Origin of the sequence: Wolbachia endosymbiont (group A) of Aleiodes leptofemur (genome assembly GCF_964028465.1) — a bacterium.
In the GTDB taxonomy this organism is placed as follows: Bacteria; Pseudomonadota; Alphaproteobacteria; order Rickettsiales; family Anaplasmataceae; genus Wolbachia; species Wolbachia pipientis.
This window is the reverse complement of sequence record NZ_OZ034782.1, coordinates 1-13,693: the sequence shown is the minus strand read 5'-3', so window position 1 is coordinate 13,693 and position 13,693 is coordinate 1. Positions and strand designations below refer to the sequence as shown.

Sequence of the window (13,693 nt, the reverse complement as noted above, 5' to 3'; positions counted from 1 at the left end):
TTACTTTATGCTTGATATTGAAAGATCAGCAAATTAGAGGTTAAAATTATGACAATTAGTCAACAAGTAAATAAAAATATAACTAAAGCAGAATATTTCAACAATAACGGCAAAGGGTTTAATTCGCCACATGTTATAGAAGTTGAAGATTTAAATATTAAAGTAGAGGTTTATTCTCACAATTTAAGAGCAAGTAAAGTTGCTAACATTGAAAGTGAGATAAGAGAAACAGCTACTATAGCATTTCTCATAATAGTCCGAATAGGTCATAGGAAGGCAGAATCAACAGCACGACGAAAGGATTCGAATAGAGGAATGTTTTTCCTGGCTCTGTTTTTTATAGCAAACCAATGATGCTCAATTTTGTTAAAATCTGGAGAATAAGGCGGCAGATACAAAATTTCTGCACCGACTCCTTTAGCGAGCTTGATAAGCTTATCAGACTTATGAAAAGTAGCATTATCAAGAATGACAGTTTGTCCAGGTTCTAAGATCGGTGCCAAAAATTGCTCAAACCATCCATTAAAAATATCCATATTACAGTGGCCTTCAAATGTTAATGGAGCAACTATCTTTCTTCTACTTAAGGCTGCAACCATGCTGATTCGTTGAGTTTTTTTTCCAGATTTTAGGGCATAAAATCGCTGTCCTTTCTGGCAATACCCATATGGATAGTCCTCCGTGTTATCAATCCCAGACTCATCTATATACACTAAGTTTTCTGGTTCTTTTGTTGCTATAATTTTTAAGAATTCAGCACGTTTTTCTTCGTTCCTTTCCTTGTATCCATATGTCTTTTTTTGCGCGTAAATCCAATTTTTCTGAGAGCTCGGTGGATCGTTTCGATACTAACGTTGCCCCAAAGTTTAGCCATTTCCGACAGAGTTTTTCTACCGTGTTTTTTAGCAAATTCGATAAACTTATTCCAGTCGATAATTTTCTGATTGTAACCTCCATTACCGAGTTTTTTGACTGAAAGTCGCCTGTTTCTTTTTTTCTTTGCTTCCACTCCCACAAAGTAGTTCGTCCAATTTTAAATCTTGCTGCCACTGCTTCTCTGCTTTCCCCTTCGTCTAGTGCTTCCATTGCTTTTTTTCTTAAATCATAACTATATGCTGCCGGCATCCAACCTCCTTATCGCCATCTATCCTTAATCTTATCATATCCGGACTTCTGTGGAAAGAGCTATATCTATACCAAAAAAGGTGTTGATGATGCATTTGTTAAAACTTTAGGACTTACAGATACGCTAAAAACAGAAGTAGTAAAACAGCCTGTTGTGGATGCTTTAATACCAGAATTAGCAAAAGGTGATGATGATAATGGTATCTATACTAAAAAAGGTGTTGATGACACGTTTCTTAAAACTGCAGATCTTGGAACAAAAGTTGCAGAAAAAGCTGTTGTGGATGCTTTAATACCAGAATTAGCAAAAGGTGCTGATGATAATGGTATCTATACCAAAAAAGGTGTTGATGATGCATTTGTTAAAACTTTAGGACTTACAGATACGCTAAAAACAGAAGTAGTAAAACAGCCTGTTGTGGATGCTATAACTGCTTCTCCTGATTTTACAAATAAGGTATATATTAAAGCTGCTCCAGCCGATGAAGTTTACACTAAAACTGCTGCAGAGACTGCTTTTGTTAAAGCTACAGAGCTTAAAACAAAAGCTGCAGCGAAAGATGTCGTGAATGCTATATTTGATGCAAAAGACGGCGACAAATCAATTTTAGTGGATAAATTAGGAGGATTTCTTGATGCTACTGACACAGCGTATGGTGACAAAAATGATCAAACAGCAAAGGTGTTCTTAGGAGGTAAAGGGCTAAAAGGGGAGACAGGAGCCACTGGTCCTAAAGGAGCAGATGGTAAAGATGGAGCTCAAGGCCCACAAGGAGAGAAAGGGGAGACAGGGGAGAAAGGAGCAGATGGTAAAAGTCCAACAGCTGCTGAAATAGCTACTGAGAAAGCCTTACAAGAGCATGTAACAAAGATAAGCATACAAAGTCCAGAATTTAAAAGAGCTGTGCAAGAGGAAATGTCACAACCGTATTTTGAGCCTCCAACAAGTGATGATGCTGCACTTAATTGGACTTGGTAATACAGCTTAGATCCAAGTAGTCACGCTACTTGGATGACGTCATATGGTCCTCTGATGACGGAAAAAGGACTCGGATAACACCCTACAATGTCATTCCAGCGCGTGACGCTGGAATGGCTTTGTTGCATCGCTACTTATGAAAGGCTAACTATAGTTAGAATTATAAGCAACCTATTGAAAATCTTGTTTTTTGCAATCAATCTGATCAAATTTAAGAATAGTAATTTATTATTTATATTAATAAATTTAATTCTATTGAAAATAGCTAAAGCATTGAAATTCTTGAATTTTAGCCAGATTAGTGAGTGGTAGTGAAATTTCTTTTACTCAAATTTAGGTATTCACTGACCGTTCTTATTATAAATACCAGAATAATAAGCTACTGATATTCTCCATCTTTTTTATCTTTAATCCATCATAGCTAGCGATGCAACAAAGCCCGCTGGAATCCAGCCTTTTCATAATCATTAAAATGTTGTATTTTAACATAAAACGGCTACTTTTATGCTTACTAACTTAATAAAATTCCTGGATCCCAGTGTCTGGGCACTGGGATGACACCCTACTAGCAGAAGTTACTCTCAAATGTTTGTTCATGTTATGACTTTTATAGCTCTTTCCACAGAAGTCCGGATATGATAAGATTAAGGATAGATGGCGATAAGGAGGTTGGATGCCGGCAGCATATAGTTATGATTTAAGAAAAAAAGCAATGGAAGCACTAGACGAAGGGGAAAGCAGAGAAGCAGTGGCAGCAAGATTTAAAATTGGACGAACTACTTTGTGGGAGTGGAAGCAAAGAAAAAAAGAAACAGGCGACTTTCAGTCAAAAAACTCGGTAATGGAGGTTACAATCAGAAAATTATCGACTGGAATAAGTTTATCGAATTTGCTAAAAAACACGGTAGAAAAACTCTGTCGGAAATGGCTAAACTTTGGGGCAACGTTAGTATCGAAACGATCCACCGAGCTCTCAGAAAAATTGGATTTACGCGCAAAAAAAGACATATGGATACAAGGAAAGGAACGAAGAAAAACGTGCTGAATTCTTAAAAATTATAGCAACAAAAGAACCAGAAAACTTAGTGTATATAGATGAGTCTGGGATTGATAACACGGAGGACTATCCATATGGGTATTGCCAGAAAGGACAGCGATTTTATGCCCTAAAATCTGGAAAAAAAACTCAACGAATCAGCATGGTTGCAGCCTTAAGTAGAAGAAAGATAGTTGCTCCATTAACATTTGAAGGCCACTGTAATATGGATATTTTTAATGGATGGTTTGAGCAATTTTTGGCACCGATCTTAGAACCTGGACAAACTGTCATTCTTGATAATGCTACTTTTCATAAGTCTGATAAGCTTATCAAGCTCGCTAAAGGAGTCGGTGCAGAAATTTTGTATCTGCCGCCTTATTCTCCAGATTTTAACAAAATTGAGCATCATTGGTTTGCTATAAAAAACAGAGCCAGGAAAAACATTCCTCTATTCGAATCCTTTCGTCGTGCTGTTGATTCTGCCTTCCTATGACCTATTCGGACTATTATGAGAAATGCTATAGCTACAAACATTAAGAAATTTACCAAACGAAAAAAAGGCAAAAGAAGCCCCAGTCATTGTCTATTTTCAGTATTGGCGTTTTTTAAGTCTTAAACACTGCAATTTAGCTGCTTTTAAATGCAACTCATCTTAGTTTAAATATTTAAGAAATTTACTAAGCAGAAAAAAAGGCAAAAGAAATCCCGTATTAGCTAGTTGTCACTCTCTAACCCTGCAAATTGGCGTGCTATACTGTCTTAAACGCTTTATAAGCGCGTTTCAGCTTATATAGGTAAAAACCCAGAAATGTTGTGAAGACGTAGGGTGCGCATAGTGCAAAAAATTAAAAATAAGACGCCAATTACGTAATACTGTTGTCGTTTAATCTGCACAGATTGAAGATAAATGAATACCTTCAGTTTCATGATAAGAGGGCTGGCGAAGGGTGTCAAGTAAGTTTTTTCGTTTCTACCAGCTACTTGGATGACACCACATAAATTAATAAATAGGAAAATTACTACAAATCCTTTCAACTTTAGCTTTTACTGCTTTTTCGACACTTGAGCTATTTCCGCTGATTAATCCTTGAATTACTTCATTTATTAGACCAGCTATCTCTTTAAAATTTTCTGCCTCAAGTCCGCGTGTTGTCTCAGCAGCGGTGCCAAAACGGAGCCCTGAAGTGATGGTCGGCTTTGCTGTATCAAATGGTACAGAGTTTTTATTACAGGTAATACCGGCTCTCTCAAGGCTATCTACAACGTCTTTTCCAGTTAATTTCTGCGATCTTAAGTCAACTAGCACTATATGAGAGTCAGTGCCACCGGTTATAATGTCAAGTCCATGCTTTTGCAATTCTTGAGCCAGCACTTTCGCATTTTCCACGACTTTCTTGCTATAAGTCTTAAACTCTGGTGCTAATGCTTCTTTAAATGCAACAGCTTTTGCAGCTATCACATGCATAAGTGGCCCGCCCTGCAATCCTGGAAAAACTGCGGATTGAATTTTTTTGTGTAATGCTTCATCATTGGTCATCACTATTCCACCACGAGGACCACGCAAAGTTTTGTGAGTCGTGGAAGTCATAACATGTGCATATTCAGCAGGGGATGGATATTCGCCCGCTGCAATAAGCCCTGCATAGTGAGCAATGTCTGCAAGCAAATAAGCACCAACTTTATCTGCAATCTCGCGAAAGCGTTTGAAGTCCATTTTTCTTGGATAAGCAGAAGCACCAGCTATGATCAATTTCGGTTTATGCTCCAGCGCCAGCTTTTCTATCTCATCCATATCCAGCAAGTAAGTGTCTTTATTCACTGTATATTGAATTGACTTAAACCATTTACCAGAAAGGCTTGGTGCCGCACCATGAGTTAGATGCCCACCGCAACTCAGTGATAATCCAAGTATTGTATCGCCTGGAGTAAGCAGTGAAGCAAATACCGCCTGGTTTGCCTGAGAACCAGAATGAGGTTGAACGTTTGCAAATTTAACACCAAACAACTTACAAAGTCTTTCTATAGCCAGACTTTCAATTTTGTCCACATGCTCACAACCACAGTAATATCTTTTACCTGGATAACCTTCTGCGTATTTATTAGTCAGAAAAGAGCCTTGTGCCTCCATTACCGCTTTGCTTGCAAAATTTTCTGATGCAATTAATTGCAATTGTGATTTTTGGCGTTGTAATTCTTTTTCTATAGACTGATAAACCTCGTTATCAAAAGACTTTAAACTATTTTTAGAGCCACAGATTTTTTTTAAAACACTCATCATAGATCAAACCTCGCTTTAATTTTAAGATGCACAAGCAATTTTAAGACTGCTTATCCTGCTTTTTTAACCATAAGAGCCCAAAAACAGCTATCAGCAAACATACAGGAATAATAGATGTTGCTTTTATCAGCAATTCAGCACTATACACAGGATTTCCTTGTATCACTGTCCTATCCCAACACAAATCTATTATTTTTGCGATCCCAGTGTGAAAAAAATAGCCAAAAACCATGACTATCATATTTGACACAGCTGTAGTTAATCCTATTAAGTTATTATTTACATAACTTAATGCTTTGTACAGTGTTACTATTTGATATCCAGAAGCGAAACCTATAACAAGAAGTGCAGGCAATACAATATACAATCCGCCAGCCTGTGTAAAAAGTAAAAGGAAACTAGCAATCATTGCAAAGGAACAGACAATAATAACTTCATAATGTCTATTTGGATATTTTTCTAATATGTGAGCAAAAGAGAGCAATCCAGCTGCAAATCCTACATATATAACAGAAGAAATTGAAGACGCTAGATCACCGGCCATTTGATATACCTCACATAAAAAAGCTTTTGTCCAAGCATCAGCAAAACCTTCTAGTGGACCTACCATTAAGCCACCAAAAAAACTAATTAGAATGATATATTTATTGAAAAGCACAGTTTTTAGATCCTTCATGCTAATTTTTTCTTTTCGAAAGTCGTAAGCATTGTAAGGAATAACTAAAAATAAAGATAAAGCGAGTAAGAAACCAAACCCTGAAAGAATATAAATTACGTAATTCCAACCAAACTCATCAAGCAAAAGTTCTATTGGTAGACCACCATATATTGCCCCTAATAGCCCTATAATAACAGATATGCTTGCCATTTTTGCTGATTTTTCTCGCGGAAAATACATACTGGCAACTTTAAATACTCCTATTACTGACGCAGACGAGCCAATCCCAACAATTATTCTACCTAATACTGAATAATACCACTCATCAAAGCACACAAGAGGTAATGTTCCAATAGATACCAAGACAGCACAAATAGGTAAAACAATTTTTGGACCGAATCTATCAAAACAAAGACCAACAGGGATATGAACTAGTGTAAATCCCACATAGTAGAGACCATTAAATTGCCCTAAATCTGCAATGCTTATATTAAATTTTGTTATTAATACAGGCGCAATTATGTTTGGCATGACACGTAACACATACTGGTATGCATAGAAAAGAGATACTATCAACCATACAAAAAAATTACTTTTCGACATACCTACCACCTAATAAAACCCAATTACAATTAAAACAAAAATATCAAAGTAAAATAAAGTATTATATTTCATAATAACAAGAGCCTTAAATTAGTACATCTAACGATTTTATCATACGAGCCTTCGATAAATTATCTACTTATTACAATCAACTTCTCTAAAATCTTTATTTTTTAACCATAAGAGCCCAAAAACAGCCACCAGCAAACATACAGGAATAACTGATGTTGCTTTTATCAGCAATTCAGCACCATACACAGGATTTCCTTGTATTATTGTTCTATCCCAACACAAATCTACTATTTTTGCGATCCCAGTGTGAAAAAAATAGCCAAAAACCATAACTATCATGTTTGACACAGCTGTAGCCAGGCCTACTAAGTTATTATTTACATAACTTATCGCTTTGTAAATGGTAACCACCTGATATCCAGATGTGAAGCCAATAATAAAAAGCGTAGGTAATACAACATACAAGCCACCAATCTGAGTAAAAAGCAAAAGAAAACTAGCGATCATTGCAAATGAGCATGCAATTATTACTTCATAATGCTTATTTTTATATTTTTCCAATAAATAAGCCAAAGAGAATGATCCTGTTAACATTCCTATCAATATTACGGAAGAGAGAGAAGATGCCAAGTCTTCATTCATTTTATATACTTCAAAAAAGAATGCTTTCACCCAACCATCGGCAAAACCTTGCATTGGACCGACCATGAGTCCACCAAAAAAGCTAATTAGAATAATATGCTTGTTGAAAAGTATGTTTTTTAAGTCTCTAATGCTAACTTTTTCCTGTTGAGCATTGCTTTCAGGCGTTACTAAGAACAGCAACAGAGCAAGTAAACACCCAAATGCTGAGAATGTATAGATAACATAATTCCAGCCAAATTTATCGAGTAAGAAGTCTAAAGGTAACCCGCCACATATCCCTCCCAAAATTCCTATAATTATAGATAAGCTGGCCATTCTTGCTGATTTTTCTTGCGCAAAATACATGCTTGCAACTTTAAAGATTCCAATTGCCGAAGCGGATGACCCAATTCCCACAATTATTCTTCCAATTATTGAATAACTCCACTCATCAAAGCATATAAGCGGTAGTGTTCCGGTAAATGTCAAAACGGTACAAGCAGGTAAAACAAACTTTGGTCCAAATCTATCAAGGAAAAGACCAATAGGTATATGAGCTAGCGTATAGCCTACATAGTATAACCCACCAAACTGGCCAACATCTGCAATACTTATGTTAAATTTTGTTATTAATTCAGGCGCAATTATGTTTGGAATTACGCGTAATATATATTGGTATGCATAAAACAGTGACGTCAACAACCAGATTAAAAAATTCCTCTGCAACATGAATCTCAGCTAAAATTTAGGATTATAGATACTTTAGTTATAAAAAACAATACTATATTAATCATCTAAATCTGCTTAGCTCTTTTTACAGCTTATAACTTTAAGTAACCAAAAGCCTATCATTCCTATTAGTAGGCATATAGGTATTATTAACATAGACTTAACCATTACATCAGTTCCATAAAATGGCTTTCCATCGATAATTTCACCGTTCCAATAAAAATTCATTATATTTGCAATAATGACGTGAAAAAAATAACCAAAACTCATAACTATGGAATTACCTACAGATCCTGCACTTGCTACTGCTTCGTTTTTTACACAACTTACAACTTTAGCAGTAAAAAAAATTTGGTATGCAGAAGCAAGACCAATAATGAATAGTAATATACATGCCAGGAGTTCACTAATATTGCATATAAAAAGTAATAAGAACACAATTATCATGGCCATAGCACAAGAAATTATTATTTCATAGTGCTTGGTTGGATTTTTTGCTAATATGTAAGGAAGTAATAAATGCCCAAAGCCAAAGCCTACTAGTATCCATTTTGAAATGCTATATGCAATGTGTCTATCTATAGCGTACATCTCATGCAAGAATGTTGCGGACCACGCATCTGCAAAGCCTTCTAATGGTCCAACCATAAAACCGCCAAACAAACCTATCAATAAAATATCTTTATTAAATATAACTTTGCTTAAATTTTTAATATTTAATTCTTCGTCTGAGGTGCCAACTTTAGGTATAGATATAAAGGTAGTTAAAGCAAGCAATAATCCAAGCATTATACACACAGTAAATAAATAATCCCACCCAAACTTATCAAGTAAGACATGTAATGGTTTGGTGGCAAATACACCACCTGAAATGCCAATAATAACCGATATGCTGAACATCATGGCAAATTTTTCTCTATGGTAATAGATTCTTATTGTTTTAAAGAGTCCAAGTACTGAAGCAGAGGATCCAATACCAGTAATTATTCTTCCAATAATAGAATAACTCCAATCATTAGAACTGACTAAAGGTAAAGCACCTAAAGATGTTAATGCAATACAAATCGGTATAACAACTTTAGAACCAAATCTATCTAAAAGAATACCTACAGGAATATGTGCTAACACATAACCTACATAATACAGTCCACAAAATTGTCCTATTTCTGTTGTTCCTATATTAAACCTTACTACCAATTCAGGAATTATAATATTTGGAATTACGCGTAATATATATTGGTATGCATAAAACAGTGACGCCAACAACCAGATTAAAAAATTCCTCTGCAATACTTTACCCCAAAGCTAGCATTATATAGCTCTTTTTACAATAATCCGAACAGACCGTAATATGCTACTGGCCTGCTATAGCCATAAACACATATCTTATCGCATTCGGACTATTATAAGAAAGGCTATAGATACTCTGTTTATAGAAAACAATATTTTTATGAATACTTATTTTAATTTACCGGAATTTTATACAGTTGAACTCATAGCCAACATAAGTAGTTTATGCATTAACTAAATTTTCCAGGTTCAAGTTTGGATGATGGAAAAAGTTCACTTTTTCTATTTTTAAAAGAGACCTTTTATTTTACTTATAATTTTTTCTACCATATCTACAACTGGCTCATGAATAAGGTATATGAAAAAAATTACACCACAAATGATAAGTATATTTATGATTTTACCCTTATTCATCTTTATCTTGAGCTTCACTTTTGTTACAAGATCCATTTTATTTATGTTTTTATTTCATGCTGACAATTATATCTTAAATACCATAATTTTCAGTAAAATTTGACTTCAGAAGTATTCTATTAATTCAACATTAACCTTTTTATGTGTAAAATAGTTAATATAATATTAAAGCAGGCTGATGAATATAAGCACGATAGATAATACGCTGCAAAATTACATAACAAAATACATTGAACAAACATTCGCTACACACGTGCTAGGGAATAGATACGACAAATTGTATAGGAAACTTCTAAGTGGTATAGAAGAGATAATAAAGCTTGCTGTAAATGAAGCAAAACACTACGATGAAAATTTAGAAGATCTATATAACGATTCAAGATTTAATAAGAAATTTATTCAAGCTGTTGCTAAACATCAGGTGTCGGAATTTTTAAATATAGCATTTCTCATAATAGTCCGAATAGGTCATAGGAAGGCAGAATCAACAGCACGACGAAAGGATTCGAATAGAGGAATGTTTTTCCTGGCTCTGTTTTTTATAGCAAACCAATGATGCTCAATTTTGTTAAAATCTGGAGAATAAGGCGGCAGATACAAAATTTCTGCACCGACTCCTTTAGCGAGCTTGATAAGCTTATCAGACTTATGAAAAGTAGCATTATCAAGAATGACAGTTTGTCCAGGTTCTAAGATCGGTGCCAAAAATTGCTCAAACCATCCATTAAAAATATCCATATTACAGTGGCCTTCAAATGTTAATGGAGCAACTATCTTTCTTCTACTTAAGGCTGCAACCATGCTGATTCGTTGAGTTTTTTTTCCAGATTTTAGGGCATAAAATCGCTGTCCTTTCTGGCAATACCCATATGGATAGTCCTCCGTGTTATCAATCCCAGACTCATCTATATACACTAAGTTTTCTGGTTCTTTTGTTGCTATAATTTTTAAGAATTCAGCACGTTTTTCTTCGTTCCTTTCCTTGTATCCATATGTCTTTTTTTGCGCGTAAATCCAATTTTTCTGAGAGCTCGGTGGATCGTTTCGATACTAACGTTGCCCCAAAGTTTAGCCATTTCCGACAGAGTTTTTCTACCGTGTTTTTTAGCAAATTCGATAAACTTATTCCAGTCGATAATTTTCTGATTGTAACCTCCATTACCGAGTTTTTTGACTGAAAGTCGCCTGTTTCTTTTTTTCTTTGCTTCCACTCCCACAAAGTAGTTCGTCCAATTTTAAATCTTGCTGCCACTGCTTCTCTGCTTTCCCCTTCGTCTAGTGCTTCCATTGCTTTTTTTCTTAAATCATAACTATATGCTGCCGGCATCCAACCTCCTTATCGCCATCTATCCTTAATCTTATCATATCCGGACTTCTGTGGAAAGAGCTATACTTATCCGAAAAGAAAAGAAATTGTTGCAGAATTTTACAATGAACATCACATTAACGAAAGTGATTTAAAGACTCTGGAAAAGGGGAAAGATTTAGTAAATAAAATAAATAACATTAACTTACTGCAACAAAATGAAAAAAATGAGGAATTCAATATTAGAAAGACACTTGCTCAATCAATAAAAATGCCTTCCATAGAAAAACACAAGTTAGAACATTCAAAATAACCTTGGCGAAGTATGGCAAAATATACAACTTATGGATAGTCTATTTCATTTTAACTCCTGGCACGCTTTAGTAATACTATCACATCCAATTTCTAATTGTTCCTGAGAGGTTGCATAAGAAATTCTGATAAAATTTTCTAGACCAAATGCAATTCCTGGAACCACAGCAACCAAATGATCTCCCAGTAAGTATTCAGTAAAATCTAAATCATTATTTATTATCTTACCACTTTTTGTGCTTTTACTGAGCAATCCTTCACATGAGACAAATAAATAAAACGCACCTTGTGGAACAGACGCTGATAATCCCGGGGCAGAATTTAGCTCTTTCACCATAAAATCTCTACGACTCTTAAAAATCCTTGTTCTTTCTTTCAAAAAACTATGATCACCGTTTAATGCTGCTGCTGCTGCTGCTTGTGCTATCGAATTTGGATTAGAAGTGCTTTGAGACTGCAGCGTAGAGATAGCTTTTACCACATCACTTCTACCTGCAATATACCCTATTCTCCAGCCTGTCATTGCATAGGCTTTTGATACTCCATTGACTACAAAAACTCTATCATAAAGCTTCGGCTCAACCTGAGCGATAGTAAAAAACTTTTCGTCGTATATTATATGCTCATAAATATCATCTGTAACGACATTCATATGTGGATATTCAAGCAATATTTGTGCTATGTCTTTCAATTCATCACATGTGTACACAGCTCCTGCAGGGTTGTTCGGTGAGTTAAGAATTAACCATTTAGTTTTTTTAGTTATCCTGCTTTTCAATAATTCCGCTGTCAGTTTAAAATTTTGTTTGCATTCTACTACAACTGGCAAGCCGCCAAAAAGACTTACCATATCAACATATGAAACCCAATAAGGAGCTGGAATAATAACTTCATCTCCAGAGTTAATTGTTGCCATGAACAAATTGAATAACACCTGCTTAGCACCTGTACCAACACAGATTTGGTTAAGCGTGTACTCGAGGTTATTATCCTTTCTTAACTTATTAATTATTGCTTCTTTCAGCTCACGCGTTCCATCAACAGCAGTATATTTAGTCTTACCTTCACTTATTGCTTGAATAGCTGCTTTTTTTATATGATCTGGAGTATCAAAATCCGGTTCTCCTGCAGCTAAAACACAGATCTTTTTTCCTTCATTTTTCAACTTATTTGCCTTATCAGTTACAGCAATCGTAGGTGATGGTTTTATTAGGGACATTCTTTTTGCAAGGTCTGACATATCTTACTGAAGCTAAATTCAAATGATAAACCCCGTACAACAAAAAAGCTAGAATTTTGTGTATTGTATTAGTAGCTTTTTACCAGGTTTACCAATGCAGCAATATTTTCAACTGGAGTATCAGGGAGTACTCCATGTCCGAGATTAAATATGAAGGGTAAATCTCTAAAGCAATCTATTATACGTTTTGCTTCTTTGATTGCTTCCGTTTTATTATAGGCTAAAAGATTAGGATCAAGGTTTCCTTGTAGAGGGATGTTTAGATTCGCTTTCGCCCATTTTATTGGAACATTATAATCTATACTTACTGCAGATACACCTGTTTGTTCGCAGTAATCTTTATAAAGATTTCCAGCAGACCTTGGAAAACCTATTATTGGAAAATCAGAAAATCTATCCTTTATTGCCAAGATAATTCTCTTTGTTGGTTCGATAACATATTCTTTAAACAATGGTTCCGATAACGCACCAGCATTACTGTCAAATAGCTGAATAACATCTGCTCCAAATTCTATCTGTTTAATTAGATAAATAATCGTTACTTCCGTTATTCGTTCAATTATTTCCTTCAAACACGAAGGATAAAAATTTAATACTTTGGAAAAAGTTTTGCTGCTCCCACCTTCTATGATGTATGAGGCTACTGTCCATGGTCCACCAGCAAATCCTATGAGAGATTTTTCTTTTGGTAATTGGCTTCTGACTTTTTTTATAGCGTTTAGAATTGGTAAGGTTTTAGTTTCAATTTCTTGTGGACCCTTCAATTCCTTAGGACTTTCCACGGGTTTTATTATTGGACCTACACCGCGTACGAAATTCACGTCACAACCCAAAACATCAGCTATTATTAAAATGTCTGAAAAAATTATCGCCGCATCCATGTCAAATCTTGTCACCGGCTGTAACGTCAATTCTGTCACTAAATCTGTGTTGTAGCATATCTCCATAAAATTATTCATATTTTCTACTGCTTTGCGGTACTCAGGAAGAGACCTGCCAGCCTGACGCATTAGCCAGATAGGCACTCTTCCACCCGGCTCATTTCTCTTAATAATTTTCGCTATTGTTGTTTTGCCGCTTTCCA

8 protein-coding genes and 6 pseudogenes are annotated in these 13,693 nt (G+C 35.3%); 6 read left to right on the top strand and 8 right to left on the bottom strand.

Annotated elements, in window-relative coordinates:
- The first annotated feature begins 48 nt into the window (after window positions 1–48).
- Entirely contained in the window at window positions 49–354 is a 306-nt protein-coding gene (locus ABWU67_RS00070; protein ID WP_353282015.1) for a hypothetical protein, read from the top strand.
- Here ABWU67_RS00070 and ABWU67_RS00065 read toward each other — a convergent pair.
- A pseudogene (locus ABWU67_RS00065) lies at window positions 267–1,125 on the bottom strand (IS630 family transposase). The gene ABWU67_RS00070 and the pseudogene ABWU67_RS00065 overlap by 88 nt on opposite strands.
- 154 nt (window positions 1,126–1,279) lie before the next feature.
- Between ABWU67_RS00065 and ABWU67_RS00060 the strand changes: the two are divergent.
- Together ABWU67_RS00060 and ABWU67_RS00055 are read left to right on the top strand one after the other, a co-directional pair.
- Window positions 1,280–2,104 (top strand): collagen-like protein, encoded by an 825-nt coding sequence (locus ABWU67_RS00060; RefSeq protein WP_353282014.1) that lies wholly within the window; start codon window positions 1,280–1,282, stop codon window positions 2,102–2,104.
- Between the two features lie 673 nt (window positions 2,105–2,777).
- Window positions 2,778–3,636 (top strand): annotated as a pseudogene (locus ABWU67_RS00055) (IS630 family transposase).
- A 507-nt stretch (window positions 3,637–4,143) separates the two neighbouring features.
- On the opposite strand, the gene glyA reads toward ABWU67_RS00055, so the two are convergent.
- From glyA to ABWU67_RS00035, 4 genes are all read right to left on the bottom strand, one after another.
- A complete protein-coding gene (gene glyA, locus ABWU67_RS00050; protein WP_209472475.1) occupies window positions 4,144–5,421 on the bottom strand; it encodes a serine hydroxymethyltransferase in 1,278 nt (425 codons plus the stop codon).
- Between the two features lie 40 nt (window positions 5,422–5,461).
- Window positions 5,462–6,682, bottom strand: coding sequence for an MFS transporter (locus ABWU67_RS00045; RefSeq protein WP_010081954.1), 1,221 nt, complete (start codon window positions 6,680–6,682; stop codon window positions 5,462–5,464).
- A gap of 135 nt (window positions 6,683–6,817) precedes the next feature.
- Complete coding sequence (locus ABWU67_RS00040) at window positions 6,818–8,047, bottom strand: MFS transporter (RefSeq protein ID WP_010962993.1); 1,230 nt, start codon at window positions 8,045–8,047, stop codon at window positions 6,818–6,820.
- 75 nt (window positions 8,048–8,122) lie between these two features.
- On the bottom strand, window positions 8,123–9,337 hold the full coding sequence (locus ABWU67_RS00035; RefSeq protein WP_353282013.1) for an MFS transporter: 1,215 nt from the start codon (window positions 9,335–9,337) through the stop codon (window positions 8,123–8,125).
- Between the two features lie 61 nt (window positions 9,338–9,398).
- On the opposite strand from ABWU67_RS00035, the gene ABWU67_RS00030 reads away from it, so the two are divergent.
- Entirely contained in the window at window positions 9,399–9,575 is a 177-nt protein-coding gene (locus tag ABWU67_RS00030) for a hypothetical protein (protein ID WP_353282003.1), read from the top strand.
- Between the two features lie 354 nt (window positions 9,576–9,929).
- A pseudogene (locus ABWU67_RS00025) lies at window positions 9,930–10,190 on the top strand (hypothetical protein); the annotation flags it as partial.
- Window positions 10,191–10,219: 29 nt separating this feature from the next.
- On the opposite strand, the pseudogene ABWU67_RS00020 reads toward ABWU67_RS00025, so the two are convergent.
- Window positions 10,220–11,078, bottom strand: a pseudogene (locus tag ABWU67_RS00020) (IS630 family transposase).
- Window positions 11,079–11,142: 64 nt separating this feature from the next.
- On the opposite strand from ABWU67_RS00020, the pseudogene ABWU67_RS00015 reads away from it, so the two are divergent.
- A pseudogene (locus ABWU67_RS00015) lies at window positions 11,143–11,370 on the top strand (hypothetical protein); the annotation flags it as partial.
- 45 nt (window positions 11,371–11,415) lie between these two features.
- Here the strand turns inward: ABWU67_RS00015 and ABWU67_RS00010 are convergent.
- Both ABWU67_RS00010 and hemE read right to left on the bottom strand, forming a co-directional pair.
- The gene (locus tag ABWU67_RS00010) at window positions 11,416–12,609 is read right to left on the bottom strand and encodes a pyridoxal phosphate-dependent aminotransferase (RefSeq protein ID WP_010082012.1); all 1,194 of its coding nucleotides are present in this window, start codon (window positions 12,607–12,609) and stop codon (window positions 11,416–11,418) included.
- Window positions 12,610–12,732: 123 nt separating this feature from the next.
- Window positions 12,733–13,626 (bottom strand): annotated as a pseudogene (gene hemE, locus ABWU67_RS00005) (uroporphyrinogen decarboxylase); the annotation flags it as partial.
- Window positions 13,627–13,693: the final 67 nt, after the last annotated feature.

Bases quoted from the DNA above. Each gene is read 5' to 3' on its own strand.
- ABWU67_RS00070 (WP_353282015.1), top strand. From the start codon at position 49: ATGACAATTAGTCAACAAGTAAATAAAAATATAACTAAAGCAGAATAT.
- glyA (WP_209472475.1), bottom strand. From the start codon at position 5,421: ATGATGAGTGTTTTAAAAAAAATCTGTGGCTCTAAAAATAGTTTAAAG.
- ABWU67_RS00045 (WP_010081954.1), bottom strand. From the start codon at position 6,682: ATGTCGAAAAGTAATTTTTTTGTATGGTTGATAGTATCTCTTTTCTAT.
- ABWU67_RS00040 (WP_010962993.1), bottom strand. From the start codon at position 8,047: ATGTTGCAGAGGAATTTTTTAATCTGGTTGTTGACGTCACTGTTTTAT.
- ABWU67_RS00030 (WP_353282003.1), top strand. From the start codon at position 9,399: ATGCTACTGGCCTGCTATAGCCATAAACACATATCTTATCGCATTCGG.
- ABWU67_RS00010 (WP_010082012.1), bottom strand. From the start codon at position 12,609: ATGTCAGACCTTGCAAAAAGAATGTCCCTAATAAAACCATCACCTACG.